The sequence below is a fragment of the Tissierella pigra genome, from assembly GCF_009695605.1.
Classification (GTDB): Bacteria; Bacillota; Clostridia; order Tissierellales; family Tissierellaceae; genus Tissierella; species Tissierella pigra.
The window spans coordinates 23,282-42,781 of the sequence record NZ_VUNQ01000030.1 but is presented as its reverse complement, the minus strand read 5'-3'; the positions used below and the strand labels follow the sequence as shown (position 1 = coordinate 42,781).

The 19,500-nt window shown below is 29.4% G+C and carries 19 protein-coding genes and 1 tRNA gene; all 20 read right to left on the bottom strand.

What is annotated here, in order from left to right; all coding sequences use genetic code 11:
- Positions 1–163: 163 nt before the first annotated feature.
- Positions 164–973, bottom strand: a complete 810-nt coding sequence (locus FYJ83_RS13105) for an RnfABCDGE type electron transport complex subunit B (RefSeq protein WP_154441163.1) — start codon at positions 971–973, stop codon at positions 164–166.
- Between the two features lie 11 nt (positions 974–984).
- Entirely contained in the window at positions 985–1,557 is a 573-nt protein-coding gene (rsxA, locus tag FYJ83_RS13100) for an electron transport complex subunit RsxA (RefSeq protein ID WP_154441161.1), read from the bottom strand.
- A gap of 15 nt (positions 1,558–1,572) precedes the next feature.
- Positions 1,573–2,178, bottom strand: coding sequence for an electron transport complex subunit RsxE (gene rsxE, locus FYJ83_RS13095; RefSeq protein ID WP_195838001.1), 606 nt, complete (start codon positions 2,176–2,178; stop codon positions 1,573–1,575).
- 19 nt (positions 2,179–2,197) lie between these two features.
- On the bottom strand, positions 2,198–2,746 hold the full coding sequence (locus FYJ83_RS13090) for an FMN-binding protein (RefSeq protein WP_154441159.1): 549 nt from the start codon (positions 2,744–2,746) through the stop codon (positions 2,198–2,200).
- The gene (locus tag FYJ83_RS13085) at positions 2,747–3,754 is read right to left on the bottom strand and encodes an RnfABCDGE type electron transport complex subunit D (protein ID WP_154441157.1); all 1,008 of its coding nucleotides are present in this window, start codon (positions 3,752–3,754) and stop codon (positions 2,747–2,749) included. It lies immediately after the preceding gene.
- Positions 3,755–3,771: 17 nt separating this feature from the next.
- A complete protein-coding gene (gene rsxC / locus FYJ83_RS13080; RefSeq protein ID WP_154441155.1) occupies positions 3,772–5,100 on the bottom strand; it encodes an electron transport complex subunit RsxC in 1,329 nt (442 codons plus the stop codon).
- A 450-nt stretch (positions 5,101–5,550) separates the two neighbouring features.
- Positions 5,551–6,069, bottom strand: coding sequence for an adenine phosphoribosyltransferase (locus FYJ83_RS13075; RefSeq protein WP_154441153.1), 519 nt, complete (start codon positions 6,067–6,069; stop codon positions 5,551–5,553).
- A gap of 136 nt (positions 6,070–6,205) precedes the next feature.
- Positions 6,206–6,850, bottom strand: coding sequence for a hypothetical protein (locus tag FYJ83_RS13070; protein WP_154441151.1), 645 nt, complete (start codon positions 6,848–6,850; stop codon positions 6,206–6,208).
- A complete protein-coding gene (locus FYJ83_RS13065; protein ID WP_154441149.1) occupies positions 6,816–7,967 on the bottom strand; it encodes an ABC transporter permease in 1,152 nt (383 codons plus the stop codon). The genes FYJ83_RS13070 and FYJ83_RS13065 overlap by 35 nt, the downstream gene beginning before the upstream one ends.
- Before the next feature lie 5 nt (positions 7,968–7,972).
- A complete protein-coding gene (locus FYJ83_RS13060) occupies positions 7,973–8,827 on the bottom strand; it encodes an ABC transporter ATP-binding protein (protein ID WP_154441147.1) in 855 nt (284 codons plus the stop codon).
- Complete coding sequence (locus FYJ83_RS13055) at positions 8,811–9,122, bottom strand: hypothetical protein (protein ID WP_154441145.1); 312 nt, start codon at positions 9,120–9,122, stop codon at positions 8,811–8,813. The genes FYJ83_RS13060 and FYJ83_RS13055 overlap by 17 nt, the downstream gene beginning before the upstream one ends.
- A 20-nt stretch (positions 9,123–9,142) precedes the next feature.
- On the bottom strand, positions 9,143–9,655 hold the full coding sequence (locus FYJ83_RS13050; RefSeq protein ID WP_154441143.1) for an RNA polymerase sigma factor: 513 nt from the start codon (positions 9,653–9,655) through the stop codon (positions 9,143–9,145).
- A 39-nt stretch (positions 9,656–9,694) separates the two neighbouring features.
- Positions 9,695–10,438 carry a hypothetical protein gene (locus tag FYJ83_RS13045; protein ID WP_154441141.1) on the bottom strand — a complete coding sequence of 248 codons (744 nt, stop codon included), beginning with the start codon at positions 10,436–10,438 and terminating at the stop codon, positions 9,695–9,697.
- A complete protein-coding gene (locus FYJ83_RS13040; RefSeq protein ID WP_195838000.1) occupies positions 10,431–12,593 on the bottom strand; it encodes a M1 family aminopeptidase in 2,163 nt (720 codons plus the stop codon). The genes FYJ83_RS13045 and FYJ83_RS13040 overlap by 8 nt, the downstream gene beginning before the upstream one ends.
- 1 nt (position 12,594) lies before the next feature.
- The gene (locus FYJ83_RS13035) at positions 12,595–13,473 is read right to left on the bottom strand and encodes an ABC transporter ATP-binding protein (protein WP_154441137.1); all 879 of its coding nucleotides are present in this window, start codon (positions 13,471–13,473) and stop codon (positions 12,595–12,597) included.
- 124 nt (positions 13,474–13,597) lie between these two features.
- Positions 13,598–13,681, bottom strand: a tRNA-Leu gene (locus FYJ83_RS13030).
- Positions 13,682–13,737: 56 nt separating this feature from the next.
- Complete coding sequence (locus tag FYJ83_RS13025; RefSeq protein WP_154441135.1) at positions 13,738–15,477, bottom strand: peptide ABC transporter substrate-binding protein; 1,740 nt, start codon at positions 15,475–15,477, stop codon at positions 13,738–13,740.
- 12 nt (positions 15,478–15,489) lie between these two features.
- On the bottom strand, positions 15,490–16,140 hold the full coding sequence (locus FYJ83_RS13020; protein WP_229768585.1) for a lytic transglycosylase domain-containing protein: 651 nt from the start codon (positions 16,138–16,140) through the stop codon (positions 15,490–15,492).
- An 18-nt stretch (positions 16,141–16,158) separates the two neighbouring features.
- Positions 16,159–16,776 carry a dephospho-CoA kinase gene (gene coaE, locus FYJ83_RS13015; protein ID WP_154441132.1) on the bottom strand — a complete coding sequence of 206 codons (618 nt, stop codon included), beginning with the start codon at positions 16,774–16,776 and terminating at the stop codon, positions 16,159–16,161.
- Entirely contained in the window at positions 16,763–19,426 is a 2,664-nt protein-coding gene (gene polA, locus FYJ83_RS13010) for a DNA polymerase I (RefSeq protein WP_154441130.1), read from the bottom strand. The genes coaE and polA overlap by 14 nt, the downstream gene beginning before the upstream one ends.
- Positions 19,427–19,500: the final 74 nt, after the last annotated feature.

Below are 19,500 nucleotides of genomic sequence, written 5' to 3'. Positions count from 1 at the left end.
TCTTCTGTTATAATTGTTTTCATAAGGAAAGATCCCTCCGATTTTTGTTTGTTATGGTAAACAACATTATATCAGAGGTCTTTCCTTTTTTCATATTTACTTGTCACAAATGTATTGTCTCATATCACAATTTAATAAAATAAAGAGCCTTTAAGGCTCTTTATTAGTCTGCTAAATCTTCAACTTTATTACCATATATAGCTTTTGTCGGACATTTTTCAGCACATATTCCGCAATTTATACATTTTTCATAGTTAATTTTTGCCAAGTTATTTTCAAAACTAAAGGCTTCTTCTGGACAATTTTTAACACATATTTGACAACCTATACATCCAATACTACATTTTTGCCTTACTTCCTTACCTGAATCTTTACTCTTACATTTTACAATAAATTCATTATCGTATGGAACTAATTCAATAATAGCCTTAGGACATACTTCAATACATTTCATACAAGCAGTACATTTGTCCTTATTTATAAATGCTATTCCATCAATCATTTCTATAGCTCCAAATTGACAAACATCTTTACAAGTTCCACATCCTAAACATCCAAAAGAACAAGCCTTACTTCCACCTTGCAGTATATTGGCTGCCCTACAATCCTTTATACCTTCATATTTAAACTTTTCTTTTGCTTTATTACAACTACCTTGACAAAGAACTGTAGCTACTTTTCTATCCACATTAGCAGCATTGACTCCCATAATATCTGCTATTTGTTCAGCCACTGGTTTACCTCCAACGTTACAGGCATTAACAGATGCTTTTCCTTCAGCAATGGCATTTGCTAAACCATCACATCCTGGAAACCCACAAGCACCACAGTTAGCCCCTGGAAGTACTGTTCTTATTTCTTCTACTTTTGGATCAATTTCTACTGCAAATACATTAGATGCTATGGCTAGAAGGACTGCAGAAACTAATCCCATTCCGCCTAATACTAACATTGGATTTAATATATCTGTCATATTTTTCCCTCCTAAACAAGTCCATTAAAACCTAAAAAGGCTATGGACATTAATCCAGCAGCTATTAAGGCTATAGGAAAACCCTTTAAAGCCTCTGGAATATCTGCTAATTCAAGTTTTTCTCTAATACCTGATATGAGGATTAAAGCTAAAGTAAATCCAACTGAAGCCCCGATACCATTAAAAGTAGTTTGAAGTAAATCATATCCTTCTTTTATATTTAAAATTGCAACTCCTAGTACTACACAGTTTGTAGTAATAAGTGGTAAGTAAACTCCTAATGCGTTATATAATGTAGGAGATATTTTTTTTAGAACTATTTCAACAAATTGAACTAATGCTGCTATGACCAATATAAAAACAATTGTTTGTAAATACTGTAGACCCATAGTTACTAGTATATATTTTTGTATAAAATAAGTAATTATAGATGATAATGTAACTACAAATGTTACAGCAATTCCCATTCCTGCTGCAGTTTCCATTTTATTTGATACTCCTAGAAATGGACAAATACCTAAGAATTGAGCTAATACATAGTTATTTACAAAGATTGTACTAATTAAGATTGCTGCAATACTCATTGTTTTCCCTCCTTATTAAACTTCACTGGAAGCTTTTTTATTTCTAACAAAGTTAAATACCCCTATTAATAGTCCAAGAACAATAAAAGCTCCTGCAGGTGCTACAAATATTCCTGCTGGTTGGAAGTTTGCTCCAAATAGTGTTTTTCCTAAAAAAGTTCCTGCACCAAAGATTTCTCTTATACTTCCTAAAATAACTAGAGCAATAGTATATCCAAATCCAACAGCAAGACCATCTGCTATTGAAGGAATTATTCCATTTTTAAAAGCAAAAGCCTCCGCACGTGCAAGTATTATACAATTTACTACTATTAGGGGTAGAAATATGCCTAGAGCTTGATAAATAGGTTGTGCGTATGCCTTCATAAACATTTCTATAATAGTAACAAAAGTGGCTATTACAACAACAAATGCTGGAATACGAATTTTATCTGGAATTACATGTCTAAGTAAAGATATTACAAAGTTTGAGCCTACTAATACTGCAATTACTGCAAGACCCATAGCTAAACTATTTGTAACATTCGTTGTTACAGCTAATGTTGAACACATACCTATTAATTGTACAAATATAGGGTTATCGTTTATTATACCATTTTTAAATATCTTAGATAATTTCAATTTTTCCACCTCACTTACATTAGTTTGAAAGCTGTTCATTAAATACTTTTCTAGCTTCATTTACACCAGACATTACACCTTTAGAGGTTATTGTAGCACCTGAAATAGTGTCCACAGTTATTTCCTCAGAAGCATTTTTACCTTGGAATCTATCTGTAAAATCTGGCAATGTAGCTTTTGAACCTATACCTTCTGTTTCAGAATGTTCTACTAATCTCATACCTATTATATTTCCATCTAGTGAAAAACCAGTTAAGGTAATTAAATTTGTTTTTCCAAAACCTTTAGAACTTATCTTTATGGCATATCCACTTAAAGATTCACCACTATATACCTCAAATATTTCTTCAGTAGATTCGTTCACTTTTTTTATTTCATCAAGTCTTCCTTCATCTAAAGCTTTGAAATCATTTTCTTCTCCAAACACTTCTTTCAGTGCCTCTATACTACCAGCCATTGCTATTTCTGCAATTTTATCTTTAGTTAAATTATTAGAAATAGCTAAAACTCCTGCTGATACTGCAGTAATAATAAATAAAATTAATCCTAATTTTATAGTTTCCTTCATCTATTTCGCCCTCCCAAATATTTTTGGTGCAGTGAACTTCTCTATTAATGGACTGGCTACATTCATTAATAAAATAGAATATGAAACTCCTTCTGGGAATCCTCCCTTAACTCTAATAAGAGCAGTTAGAATTCCAGCACCTAAAGCAAATATTATCTGACCAAGAGGTGTAACAGGTGTTGTTGAATAATCTGTAGCCATAAAAAATGCTCCTAAAATCAATCCACCACCTAAAATATGATATATAAGTTGGTCCATCTCAACTCCTAAAATCAATAATAAAATAGCTGTAGTACCTATATAAACAACTGGAATTTTCCAGTTTATAACTTTTCTAATTATTAAATAAAGCCCACCAATTAATAATAATAGTGCTGATGTTTCACCAATTGCCCCACCTATATTTCCAATAAACATATCCATTACAGATGGTAGTTCTTGTACTGCTTGAGCAACAGTAGCAGAAGCCCCTGCATCTGCTCCACCATACTTCATAATAGCAAGTGGGGTAGAACCTGTTACCGCATCTACTCCTGGTAATACAAAATTGGACATTATATTTGGCCATGAGGCAAGTAATACTGCTCTAGCTGCCAATGCAGGATTCATAAAATTAGAACCGATCCCACCAAAACATTGTTTAACTACAATAATAGCAAATCCAGAACCAAATACCGGAATCCACCATGGTGCATTAGCTGGTAAATTAAAAGCTATTAAAATACCTGTAACTATGGCACTACAATCGTTAATTGTAATTTCCTTCCTAAATAGCTTTTGTATTGCTGCTTCAAAAAATAAAGCTGATGCTATTGATAATAAAATTAATTTTAAAGCATTAAGCCCGAAAAAATATACGGCCCCTATTGATGCTGGTATTAAAGCTATGATTACATCTAACATTATTCTTTTAACAGATTCATTGGATCTAATATGGGGCGAAGAAGATACTACTAACATATCAGGTACTGAATTTGAGTTTATAGTGTTTAACACTTTACCTTCCATCAAATTTCCTCCTATCTTTATGATTTTTTCCTTTTAGCAAGAATTTCTCTTTTTGAAAATCTAATTGATTCTACTAATGGTCTTTTTGCTGGACATATAAAAGAACATGCTCCACACTCAACACAATCTAATGCCCCATACTTCTCTGAGCCTTCAAAGTCTTTCTTTAGAGCGTAAGCTGATATAAATAAAGGTTGTAATTTCACTGGACACACTTCTAGACATTTACCGCATTTTATACATGGTGATACTTTTTCAGCTAAGGTTTCTTTCTCTGTAAGAATCAAGATTCCACCTGAACCCTTAATCACTGGTACATCTATAGAGAATTGACTTAAGCCCATCATAGGCCCTCCCATTATTACTTTACCTGGAGTTTCATTAAAACCACCACATTGTTCTATTACTTCCCCAAAAAGTGTTCCTATTTTAACTATAAGGTTTTTTGGCTCCTTTACTCCATTTCCCGTAATAGTAACAACTCTTTCATATAGAGGTTTTCCTTCCAATATTGCTTCCGCTATGGCTTTAGCAGTGCTTACGTTGTTGACTACACAGTTAACATCCATAGGTAAACCACCTGAAGGAACTACTCTTCCTGTAACAGCATTAATAAGTCTTTTTTCATCTCCTTGAGGATATTTAGTTTGCAGAGTTACAATTTTTATATTATCTTCAGGTTTAATTATAGATTCTAAAGCACTTACAGCATCCATTTTATTAGTTTCAACACCAATAAAACCATTTTTTACATTTAATGCCTTCATTATTGACTTTAAACCAAAAACAACCTTATCTGGCATTTCTAACATCAATCTATGATCAGAAGTTAAAAAAGGCTCACATTCTGCACCATTTAAAATAACAGTATCAATTTTTTTATCTGGTGGAGGTGATAATTTTACATGAGTAGGAAACCCTGCTCCTCCCATACCCGTTATTCCTGCTTCTTTAATTATTTCAATTATCTCTTTAGAAGAAAGTGTTTCTAAACTTCCCTTAGGTTTAACTTCTTCAGATATTTCATTACTTCCATCTGATTCTATAACTATGCAAGTTGAATTAATTCCTGTTGGTGTAGTTATTTTTGTTATCTCTTTCACGGTTCCAGCTATACTGGAATGAATTGGGGCTGATACAAAGGCTTGAGATTGGCCAATTTTTTGTCCTACCTTAACAGTATCCCCTACCTTAACTAAAGGTTCACAAGGTGCACCTGTATGCTGATGCAGTGGTATATATACCATACTAGGTTCTTTCCCATACTCTAGAGCTTTTTTCTCTGTTAACTCTTTACTATGTGGTACATGTACCCCACCCTTAAAAGTGAGATTCTCAAGTTTCATTCTATTCCACCTCTCTATATAGTATTTTTCTTAATTAATTATATATTAATTCCACGACTCACCTTTATATTATAACATTAAACCCTAGCATTGTACACATTTGTAAACTTGTAAAGACTGTTAATTGTTTTTCAAGCATTGTTAATAATTTTATAATTTCTATAATTATTGGGATTTTTTTAAGCATAAATGAGGAATATTTTCATTTTATATTCATTTAAATTAACTTAATTTTTTAAATACTATTTAATAATATGTAATTTTTCTACAAAAAAACTATGAAACAGTCTTAGAGTTCTGAACCATTTCATAGTTTTTTCATATTTACTTATATTAAAATATCTATCTTTCTATAATTTAAAATCATTGTTTAACAATTGTCATATTTTCCAGTCTTTCTTTACCAATTTTATATCTTTTAAACATTTATTAAAAAAACTTAACAATTATTTATCTGTCATATTTTACCAATGAATTTATATGATACCCTTCTATATTTTCTCTTCCTTTTAAAAATTCTAATTCAATTAAAAACTCTAAGGCAACTACTTCTGCTCCTAAGGACTCTATTAGTTTTACTACAGATGACACTGTACCTCCTGTGGCTAGTAAATCATCTACTATGGCAACCTTTTTTCCTTTTTCTATGGCATCAAGGTGAATTTCAAGCTTACTATTTCCATATTCTAACTCATATTCATAGCTAGCTGTTTCTCCAGGTAATTTCCCAGGTTTTCTAACTGGAATAAATCCAACTCCTAACGCATAAGCAACTGCTGCCCCAAGCAAGAATCCTCTTGCCTCTGGTCCAGCTATGTAGTCAATATTTCTTCCTTTTAAATCCGCTACAATTCTATCAACTGTTTCCTTAAAAGCTTCTCCGTCCTTAGTCAATGTTGTTATATCTTTAAAGCTAATACCTTTCTCTGGAAAATCTTCTATTACTCTTATTTTAGATTTAAGATCCAACTAAACCCCTCCATATCTTATGAAATATCGTCACTATAATAGTTTACCATATTCAAAAAAATTTTCTATATAAATTTAATATACTTGATTGGGATTATTATCAATCTTGTTATCCATAGTATTTATATATTTTTGATTAATACCTGTTTAATTTTCTATGATCCCTATTGATTATAAAAAGAAACACTATTATAGCAGTTATAGCAATAGAAAATAGCTTTATCTTACTTATATAGTTTCCCACACCCATTCCAAATAAATATAAGCCTTTGGTCAACTTTCCCTTTGAAAACATTTCGAAGAAATAATAGAGAAAAGGAGCTAAAATACCAATAGATATTTCCTTGGACATATATCCTAATATCATGGCAATTATTCCTAAGTACAATGCCGTTGCATAAGATCCAAATAAAATATTCGCTATATGAAAATCCATTCCAATAATTTTCAATGGAATAAAGAAAATACTATATACAAAAAATAATTGTGTGGAAATAATAATAATTCTATATAAAATATTTTTCCAGTAAGGATATACCTTTGAATAAATCATTTCTGATATTCCATATTCATCTTCAATCAATGTAGTCCTAACAAACATCACTATTCCAATGGGAGATATAAGCTGTTCTCCCATGAATATTAAACTATATCCTGATAAATCGTTTTTATTAATCATCAGATAAATAGCTCCTACATATGCTAAGGCTAAAACCATGGTATTAAACGAAATTATCTTTATATTGTTATAAAATATCCTTCTTTCTAGTCTTATATCCACTACTCATCTCCCCTCGCTTTCTATCCCATAGCTTTATAGCTAAAAATAATAATATTAAAGAAAATATAGTAAATAGTATTCTATTTAAATATATTCCCTTCATAAAGGGTTGAAATTCTGAGTGAGGAATAATTTTATTAAATCTTATGAAATATTTTGTAGGCTGAATCCCTTGTGAAATCAAATTTTTCATGCTATAGATCCAGTAAAAAAATTGAACTATAATAGATACTATTCCATTGTCAAATATAAGCTGAATTACATAACTTAGAGAAGTTACAAACATAATAGTTGGGATAATCCACACTATAGAATATTTAAAGAACCCTCCATAGGAAATAGGATCTCCTGTTAATTTTGAAAAACCATGAAATATCCAAGTCCCATGACCTGTCACTAAAAACAATATTAAACTTATTATAGCCATATCTCCCAAATATTTTCCTAATACATATTTATAAGAAGAAACCCTAGTAGTATATATAAGCTCATTACAATTATATCTCTTATCTTTAGTAAGGCTAAATGCCGTTACAAATACAGCAAAGAAGCTTATTGCAATTCCTATATAATCTGCAAAGAGTCTTCCATAGGCATTTGTTACCTTATCTTCTTTAAGTATAGCATTATAAGTTTCTATATCTTCTTCATAATATTTACTACCAATAACAGATGAAAAATTATTTTCATTGCTATATACGGTGTTGCCACCTAAGGCTCTATCTACCTTATCTATAAATCCATAATATTCATCAATAGTTTGAAAGTCTATGTCCTCCATTTCTATTATTGCTTCTTCTAAAAACTTTCTCTGTTCTTCATTTATCTTTTCATAGAACATATTTATTCCCTTAATTCTTAGAGTATCACCTGAGTTGTAATCAGCCTTCATAGTATTATAAGCATATTCAATATGATCTTCTAACGTAACTCCTTTCACAGCTAAATCATCAGTTGTACTATATTTGAACCTAGGAGGCATAGGCTTTATACCATCTCTTTTTATATCTCCTATAAATTGAGTGTAATAAAACAGGAATATAGATACTATTAAAATCAATATACTTAGACTTTTAATTTGTTCCTTTACTTGCTTCAAAAATATCTCTCTAAGCATTTTTTCTATACCTCCTTTATAAGCTTCATATAGGCATCTTCTAAAGTTGGAGAAATATTATTAGCATTTAGAGACGGTTTCTCCTTTGACAATATCCTTAAAGAAATCTTATCCTCATCCGTTATAGATGAAATAACATTGTACTTGTCCATATACTGTTCAGAATCTCCAAAGTCTACATTTAGATTCCACACATATCCTTCTGCTTCTTTTATTATCTCTTTTACTGTACCACTATAAATAAGCTTTCCCTTATTTAAAATCGAAAGACTTTTACAGCTTAATTGAATATCTTGAGCAATATGAGTTGATAATAATACAGTTTTTGTCTTTCCAAAGTCAGAAAGCATATTTCTAACTCTTATTCTTTCTTCTGGATCAAGACCTGCTGTAGGCTCATCTACAATTAATACTTCCGGATTCCCTACCATTGCTACAGCTATTCCTAACCTTCTCTTCATTCCTCCTGAAAGAGTCTTTGTCTTAGCTTTATATATATCTTGAAGATGTACAATTTCTAGTCTATCTAATATTTCCTTTTTATTTAGCTTTATATTAGAAAGGGAAGCAAAATAATCTAAGGTTTCATATACTGTAAAATTTGGATAAAAGGAAAACTCTTGTGGAAGATACCCTATTATTTTTCTTATTTCTTCTTTATTATCCACCTTTAAATTATCATAATAAATTTCTCCTGATGTCTTAGATAATAATGTTGATAAAATTCTAATCAAAGTTGTCTTCCCTGCTCCATTAGGTCCTAAAAGTCCGTGGATTCCCTCATCAAAGGTAAGATTTATTCTATCTAATATTTTATTTGCTCCATAGTATTTTTCTAGCTCTTTAATTTGAATTTTCATAATAAATCCTCCTTTTAGCTTCATTAAAACTCAAATAATCATAGGTTTCTGCACCTATTAAAAATGCTGATATACATATAATTAACCATTCCATACTGATCCCTAATATAAAATATAAAATTATACTTATAACAGATAAACCTCCAAATATCAATAATGATAGCTTTATTTCCATTCTTCTCACAAATTTCTTATTTTCTGTTATCTTTTCTAACTGATATTTATCATATTCCTGTACCCTTACTCTTCTCCATACTTCATTTAGATAATCTCTATTGTTTTCTTCAGGTCTCATAAAATTTACCTCCATCAACTTTATTTTTCAGCATATAAAGCCTTTAATTTTTTTCTTGCTCTAAAAATATTTATTTTCACCTTAGCTAAGCTTATACCTAATACTTCTGAGATTTCATTATAAGACATCTGCTGAAATGCATATAAATAAAGTATGCTCTTCTGACTTTCATCTAATTTATTAAAACTATCTATAAATTTATGTTCTTTTTCTCTATTTACTATAATTTCTTCGGGAGAAATAGTGGAAGCAATTTGATAATCAGTATAGATATTTTTATCATTATCTCTAATATAGTCTACAGATTTATTGTGTACAATAGAGAACAAATAGGATTTTAATGTACTGTAATCTTTTAATCTTTCCCTATATACATAAAAAATAGCAAAACTATCTTGAACAACATCTTCTGCTGCATGATAATCTTTAAGTATACTTAATGCAAAATTTACAGCTTCTTTTCTATGCTTAAGTACAAATTCTTCAAAGGCACTTTCATCACCACTCTTTAATAGCTGCAACTGTTCTTCCACTCTTTCACCTCCATCTTCTTTATATAGCCAATCATTATTTTATTCCTTTTCTCTTTTAAAACATGTATACACTAAAAGTATAATCCCTAAAAATATGAATACAAGTCTAGAATAAATAAAATCACTGGATAAATCAAATGATATATTCTGGCTTGTTCTCCCAAAGAGTTCTGCAAAGGTTGACATTTCAAAGAAATGTTGTCCAAATATATCTAACCATAATGGCAAAATACTACTTGTATTCATGCTTCCTAATAAAAATGCCATTGGAATCAGACCATATAATAGTTTTGAGCTTGTTTTGCCTAAAACCATGCCAACTCCTAATAAAAATATAAAAGTAGGAATAAGAAACCATATAATGTATTTCCCAAAGATAATGAATTGACTATAATCAAATAATACTTTGTAATATATAAAGCTCATAATAATTGGAACTAGTGCTGTCAATATAAAAGTAACCACTAATCCAGCAATTTTCAACATATAATATTTACTCTGAGGTATTGGCGCTGAGAATAATATCTTTCTAGCCCTTAGTTCCTTCTCATTAAAAATATTTGTCATCATAAATATCATTATGCTCATCACTAAAGATGAAATTAACTGAATGAAAAATGTATAGGTCCATTCAGAAAATGGAGCTGTCCCATAGTACCCGCCTATTACTAATCTTGTTAGTGAATCATAAGTAAATGCTATCAATATAAGGATCATATATAAATATTTTTTTGATATAATCATTCTTTTAATTTCGTATTTTAATAGATTAATATTATTCAAATTCCATCGCCTCCTCAGAAAGATTCATTTCTTTAAGAAACTCCTCATAGGTTAAATCCTTATATAAATAATTTTTATATACCTTTTCTATTCCTTTTAAAAATTCTTTTTCCCCTAATACTTCTTCTCCCTTTAGTAATTTAATAGGCATTAAATAATATAATTCACTCTGAAGCTTTTCCATCTCTAAGGATTTTCTATATTTTTCATTTATCTTATCTAGCATTTCACTGTTATTTAGATAATAGTAATTATTCAGTTCTCGTACACGACTTTCCCATCTGCTTAAAAATAAACTTGATTCCATATCTCCAAATTCACTTTGTATATACTTATAGGAAAAATATTGTGCAAGTCCCTCACTTGACCAAGGACTATCTTCTACTACCTTAACACCTGTGCCCCACCATTGATGTGCAATTTCATGTGCTATAAGACTTAGATCACTCATAAAAACATCTATATCCATACCCCTATACTGAGTATTTTCATCTTCTATTAGTGAATACATATTCTTGTCACGATTTAACATATTTTCAGAAATAGTTATAACATTTTCTGATGAATGTCCTCCTCTCTTATATAAGGCAACCTCTGCAATCTTTAATGGATATATATCTGAATAATAATCTCCTATATTTTCAATATAATACTTCATCATATCTTTTATATATTCTTCTATTTTCATATTCTGGACATATTCCTTATGTCTAGGGGAATAGTAAAATTCAATGTTCATATCTTCAAAGCTGATTTCGTGTTTCTCATACCTTCCTGCAAATGCTCCAATGTCTGCAGTATGAGAATTATATTCAAATATCCATTTCTTCAATTGACCTTCTATCTCTGTACCTATAAGCCTTCCTGGAACCACCACCGTTAAATATTCTGGTGCAGAATAATATCCACTGATATTTATGGAATCTCCTTCTTTAACTAAAGGTCTGAAAATCCAATTAGAATTCTCTAGTAAATAAATACTATCTTTAGAAATATATCCTGGCATACCTCTTCCTACACCATTTTTATCAGTTTTTACTTTTCCACCATAGGAAATCATGATTTCTATTTCTTTCATATTTGGTATAAATACCTCAACTTCGCCTTTAGTTCGATTATATTCTATTTCTTCTCCATTAACCTTTATATAATCTATACTTAGTCCTTCATTAGTATGAAACTTGATTGAATCAGAACCTTTGTTTATGAAATCATACAGAACCCTTCCATATATTTCTCCCTTTTCATTATCAAACACAATTTCTGGTCTAAGACCAGTTAGAGATATATTTTCATCAATATCATTTTCCATATTTCTTATTAATTCCATTGTATAAGGCTCTTTTATATAGGTAAATCCACTTCCCAATACAGCAATTACAACTAATATTATTAATGCCCTACTTTTTACATTGATGAAAAATGACTCTTTTAAATGGAATTCATATCTTCTTTTAAATAGCAATCCTACTCCAAATATTAAAACGGAGATAAATATCCACAGTAATCTATTATAAATAATGGTTTTACCTACAGGCTGTATTCCTGCAAAATCTGAAATAATATCTAAATTAGTTTGTACCCATGTAAATAAATAGTTATTCGAAGTTAGGCTCTTAACAAATAATACCCCTAAAGTTATAAAGCTTATATCTAAACTATCTGTTAAAAGATATAGCCCACTTACTATTAAGGTAGAAAATAAAAGTGATGGAAAAAATATAATCCAATAGTTAAATAGATAATAAAAAATATTAACCGGAATACTAAATACAAATTTTTGTATGGCAATAACAGCCATCATTCCAATTATAGTTGCTATAACTTCATAAAAAACTATAGCCAAAATACGAATTATCATTAATTTATGGTAATCTATATTAGATCCTATAATTTCTTTACTTCTTTTTCTCTTATCTTTATCTAGTGCCAATACTGTAAACAATCCAAATAGCAATGCAGATATTGAGGCTCCAAATTTTACAGCACCAAAGGCAATAGTTGAAGAAGACCTTCTTATATAAAACAAATCAAAGTCATTGGACATATTTAAGGAATTTATTCCAATAGTTACGGCAACACAGGATACCAATATCAAAAGCATTATCAACTTTGATTTAAACATCAATTTAATTTCATTCTTAAGTAAATCCATATTATTCCTCCTCCAACATACAATATATGTAGGCATCTTCTAAGGAGGGAACTACTTTTTCAAAAGATAAAGGTAAAGATTTAGATACTACTCTATATTTAGTACCTGTGGGAGTTATAACTGTAGATGTAATCTTAAATTCTCCTTTTACCTCTCTTTCTAAAAATTTCTCTTTATCAGCACCTATAATCTCTACAACTCCTACATGATCTATGGCTTTTCTAACTAACTCACTAGGCTCTCCAACAAATAGTATCTTACCTTTGTTTATAACAATGATTAGATTACATATGGACTCTACATCTTCAATAATATGAGTAGATAATATAACTATTTTATCAATGGAGTCTTCAGAGAAAAGATTCCTAAATTTAATTCTTTCTTCAGGGTCAAGTCCTACAGTTGGTTCATCAACTATAATCAATTCAGGATTGTTTAACATTGCCTGGGCAATTCCAACTCTTTGTTTTTGTCCTCCTGAAAGAGTCTTTATTTTAAGTTTTCTCTTTTCTTCAAGATTAGTCATTACTAAAACTCTTTTTATTTCATCTTTCTTATTTTCCTTTATTCTTTTTAGGGAAGCCATATAGTCTAAGTATTCTTCTACTCTCAACTCCTCATATAGCCCAAAATCTTGAGGTAAATATCCTAGCCTTTCTTTTAAATATTTTTCTCTTTTATTGAGAGAAACTCCGTCTATTAAAACCTCTCCCTCTGTAGCTTTAAGTTGTCCTACTAAAATTTTCATAAGAGTGCTTTTTCCAGCTCCATTTGGTCCTACCAGTCCAATCATCGCTGGAGTATTGAAAGCTAAATTAATATTATTTAAAGCCTTTACATTTTTATATTTTTTACTAAGATTTTGTATTTTTATTTCCATTTTATCACCCTCCACTAGATATACGGAAAAAAGAAGAAAAAGTTACAAAAATAAAAACAAGGGTCTTGAATCTCTCATTCAAAACCCTTGTCATTATATTATAATTTGAATATCTAATTTTTAGTGCGAGTAGTGGGACTTGAACCCACACATCATTTCTGATACATGCCCCTCAAACATGCCTGTCTGCCAATTCCAGCATACTCGCATCTTATTAATAACAATATAATTTTACTATATTTTCAACTTTTTTTCAATACATTATTACTGGAATTCTTCTGGTATATAGGCTTTTTCTATACCCTTATATGGGTTAAATAATCTAGGATTTAAGTCTCCTATTATTTTGCTATCTATTAATAAAGCCTTATTTCTGAAGAATAAACTTACATAAGGTAGATCTTTAGTAATTAATTCCTGCAATTCACTATAGGACTTTAATTTTTCTTCTCTTGTTCCAGCAGTAGAAGTTTTCTGAAGCAAGTTGTCCATATTTTCTCTGGAATATCTAATAAAGTTTGTATTTTGAGAAATCCTTGAACTATGGAAAGCAAAGGATAAGTCAGGAATTACAGATAATTGCCATCCAAGAAGTGCTATATCATAATCTCCTGATGCTAAATGATTATTTACTAATTCCCATTGTTTATCTATATCATCTCTAGTGATACTATTGCTTTTATTATTTTCTGGATATATACTAACCAGTATTCCAACTTTTCTTAAATCATCCTTTATCATCTCTGCAGTCTTTAGCCTTGTAATATTATAGGAATTAGTTAAGATTTTAAGGAAAATCTTATTTCCACTTTCATCTTCTATAATTCCATCATTATCCATATCTTTAAAACCTATCTTGCTTAACTCTGCTTTTGCTAAATCTATATTATAACCAAATTTATTTGCATTATCAGATAAAAGCCAAGAGTCTGGATGTATTGGTACATCCACTTGAGTGCCATGTCCTAAATATACCTTTTGAATAATAGCTTGTCTATCTATGGCATAGGCTATTGCTCTTCGCAGACCTTCCCCTTTCTCTCCCGAGAATAATTCTTTTCCAAAGTTAAATCCTAAAAACTCATAATTAGAAGAAACAAATTCTAATATATTTATTCTATTATTCTGAGCATACTTATCCCAGTCAACATCTACAGTGGTAGCCATGCTGATTTGTCCAGTTTCAAAAGCAGTTAGTATGTCTTCTTCACTTTCAAATACCATACCCAATATTTCATCAATATAAGGTCTATCGTTCCAATAGTCATCATTAGCTATTAATTTTATTTCTTTCATCTTTTCATATGAGTCAAATTTAAATGGTCCAGTACCTATTGGCTTATAGTTATTTACTTCCAACGCCTTAATATATCTACTATTACCTGCTGAATTGAAAATATGTTTAGGTATTATAGGAAATGTTAAAACTTCCAGATTATTACCAAGAGATTTATCAAATGTAATATTTAAACTATTTGTACCAGTAATATTTACATTTAAGATGTTTTTTATATCACCTTGTCCATATACTCCCAATGAATTTGAAAACATCTGTTTATATGTGCTATCTAAACTAGCATATTTAATAGTATCTATAGTAAAAGCCACATCTTCAGCACTAAATTTTTGTCCGTCATGCCAAAGAACATCTTTTCTCAATTGAATCTCAACAATTCTTCCATTGTCTTTTATATTATAGGATTCAGCCAATTGATTTGTTATATTTAAATTATTATCAAATTCAAATAAACCTTCAAATATAAGTTTACTAAAAAAGTAATAGTTACTATTTTCAGTTAGAAGGGGATTTAGAGTATTAAAATTGGTCAATGGAAGTATTGCTTGTCCTCCTGGGACAGGAGTATAGTCCCTAGTCCCTTCTCCTTCTTCAAGTAAATTCGTATCCTTATTATTTCCTAGAACCATACTATCTTCACTACAACCTATGGTCATAGTAACCATTAATATTACAAGAAATAAAGATAAATTTTTTTTATATTTCATCTATTCACCTCATTATATGTTTCTCATTAATTCTTTTAAAACCCTTCTAATATTATGCAATAGATTAATATATAAAGAGTCTTTATCTGTAGGATTCATTATATATTCCTTATATACCGAACTATAAACTTTATAATTGTCCTGTATTTTTACTAAATAATCCTTAGTTTCCTTAAATGGAATAACTGACAAAGTAACTCCATCTCTACAATATTCTTCATTGTCTAACCACTTACTTACATTTCCACTTCCTGCATTGTAAGCTGCCAGAACTAAATCTAAATCTCCATTAAATTCCGTAAAAAGATTATTGAGATACCATGTACCTATTCTAATATTTACTTCAGGATCAAATAACATTTCAGCATTATAATTTTCTATTCCTAGAACTTCACCTGCCCACTGTCCTGTTTGCGGTGCTATTTGCATTAGACCCTTGGCTTCTTTACTAGATATAGCATTTTTATCATATTTGCTTTCTACATTAATAATTGATGCTACTAAATAAGGATCTAAATTATATTCATTAGAATATTTTACTATGGCACTTTTATATCCTATTGGATATTTAGTAGTCAAAACTACAAGACCACCAACAATTATTAAAATAATAATAGTAAAAAATATAATAGTTTTCTTAATTAATTTTCTTATTTTGAACAACAAAGAACCCCTCCAAGATTAGATTAATTTTTCTAGTAATTTATCTATCTGTTTTTCTAAAAACTTCATATCTCCGCTGTTATCGATTGTCTTGGAAGATTTTGCTTTTTTAATTTCTATATCCATTTGTGATTCCATTTTTCTAAGTGCTTCTTCTTTTGAAATGCTATCTCTTTTCATCAATCTATCTAATTGAGTAGCTTTATCAAGATATACTACCCATATCTCATTAAATTTAATGTCATATTCCTTCCATAATTCATATTGCTCAAATAATAAAGGAATATCTAGAAATATAGTAGGATTATAAATACTAAGTTTATCTATTTCATTTTTAATTTCTTGAAAAATATAGGGATGAATTATACTTTCTAATTTTTCCTTAGAAATCCTATCCATAAATATAATATTTCCCAGTTCTTTTCTATTTATAGATTTATTTTTCAGTAATATTTCTTCTCCAAATTCCTTAACTATTTCTGTATATGCTGGTTTGTTTATTTCAACTACTTCTCTAGCAATTTTATCTGCATCAATTAATGGATAACCCTTTTCTTTTATTATATGAGATACAGTAGATTTACCTGAAGATATTCCGCCTGTCAAACCTATTAATATACAATTATTTTGTTTCATACCAACTGTCACCTGTTTCTAAATCAACTATAAGAGGTACATCTAATTTTATACAATTTTCCATTATACCCTTCATCAGTTCTTTTATCTCTTCTACTTCTTCTCTATCTGCTTCAATTATAAGTTCATCATGGATTTGCAGTATTAATCTTGATTTTAGATTCCTATTTTTCAACTCATTATATACTTTAACCATTGCTACCTTTATTATATCTGCAGCTGAACCTTGAATCGGAGTATTCATAGCTATACGTTCTCCAAAAGATTTAATATTAAAATTCTTAGCTTTAAGTTCAGGGATATATCTTCTTCTATGGAGTATAGTCTCTACATATCCATTTTCTTTCCCCAAATCAACTATATTTTCCATATATTCCTTAACCTTTTCATAATTTCTTAGATAGTTATCAATATATTCCTTTGCTTCTTTTCTTGAAATATTTAAATCCCTTGATAATCCAAAATCAGATATTCCATAGATTATTCCGAAGTTTACAGCCTTGGCATTGCTTCTCATTAAAGATGTAACTTCTTCTCTTGGTACATTAAATACTTCTGAAGCCGTCTTTGTATGAATATCTTCATTAGTATTAAATGCTTCAATTAATTTTGAATCTCTAGATATATGTGCTAATACTCTTAACTCAATTTGAGAGTAGTCTGCATCTACTAAAATATAGTCCTTATTTTCTGCAATAAAAGCTTTTCTAATCTTTCTTCCATCATCAGTCCTTATTGGTATATTCTGTAAATTTGGTTCTGTACTGCTTATTCTTCCTGTAGTAGTTATGGTCTGGTTAAAACTTGAGTGAATCCTATCTGTATCTTTGTTTAAAAGATTCAATAATCCATCTATATATGTTGATTTTAATTTTACAATTTGTCTATATCTAAGAATTTTATTAATTATAGGATGCTGTTCTTTTAATTTATCTAAAACTTCTACATCTGTAGAATATCCTGTTTTTGTCTTCTTAATAACTGGTAAAGATAATTTTTCAAATAAAATTTCTCCTAATTGTTTAGGTGAGTTAATGTTAAATTCTATATCTGCTAATTCATATATATCCCTTGTTAAAGTATCTATCTCTTCATTATATTCTTCTCTAAGTCCATTTAATTCTTCCTTATCTATTTTAAATCCATAATATTCCATACTGCCTAACACTTCAACTAAAGGTAATTCCACATCATAGTAAAGTTCCAGCATTTCCTGCTCTTCAATAATCTTTTTCATATTATCTTCTATATTGAAAACTGTATCCAATAAAAATGCTAAATAATCTCCTATTTCTTCCTTACTTAGTTCATCAAAGCTTTTCTTGGACTTTCCTTTTCCTAGTAAAATTTCTTCGTCTTTACCATAATAACCTAAGTATTCTTTACTTATATTATTTATAGAATAAGATGTCTGAGATGGGTTAATTAAATATGCAGCTATCATAGAATCAAATACAATACTTTCTACTTCAATTCCTAATCTTTTTAAAATAATTATATCTGACTTTAGATCATGACCTACTTTTTTAATTGATTTATCTTCAAATATAGATTTAAAACTATTAGCAAACTCTTCTTGATTATCTAGATAGATAATATTCATTGAATTTGCTGTTTTAATCCCTACAGCCATTATTGTATCCTCAATATATTTATTATTTGATACAATAAACTTAAATCCAAACTTATTTTCTTCTTTTATAGTACTAATTAATTCTTCATAGCTTGAATAATCTATTATATTGTAAGATAAAGAAGAATATATCTCTTCTTCTTGCAAATCTTCACCTGCTATTTTACTAATTAGACTATTAAATTCAAGCTCTTCATAAAGCTTTCTTAAAGCTTCCCAATCTGGCTCCCTAGTCTTTAAATCTTCAAGACCAATTTCTATAGGTACAGAAGTTATAATTTCTCCAAGCTTTCTGCTTAGAAATGCAATATCTTTATTTTCTATTAAGTTCTCTTTTAATTTTTTACCACTGATATTTTCTATATTTTCATATATATTTTCAATTGTACCATATTCTTTTAACAATTTTAGTCCAGTTTTTTCACCAATTCCTGGTACTCCTGGAATATTATCGGATTGATCTCCCATTAATCCTTTTAAATCAATAAGCTGCTCTGGAGTAATTCCATATACTTCTACTATTTTATTTCTATTAAATTCCTCTATTTCTGTAATACCTTTTCTAGTGATTAAAACTCTTGTATTATCTGTAGCAAGTTGAAGATAATCTTTATCTCCAGTTACTAAAACAACTTCCATTGATTCCTTTTCACCTATTTTGGCTAATGTACCTGCTATGTCATCGGCTTCAAATCCTGAAAGCTCTAAATATTTTATGTTCATAGCATCAAGTATTTCTCTTATAATTGGAAATTGTTGTACTAGTTCTGAAGGTGTAGCCTGTCTATGTCCTTTATATTGTTCATATTGTTCATGTCTAAAAGTAGGTCCCTTCTTATCAAAAACTACACATATATAATCTGGATTAATTTCCTCTTCCACTTTATATAACATTGTTAAAAATCCGTAAACTCCATTTGTATATACATTATTTTTATTGGACAATAAGGGCAGAGCATAAAATGCTCTATGTATTAAAGCACTTCCATCTATAATCATTAATTTTTTCTTATCCATTAGATCACTCCATTCTTTACTACTTTATAGTATACCTCAAAACATAATTTCAGTAAACAAAAGGTAAAATAAAA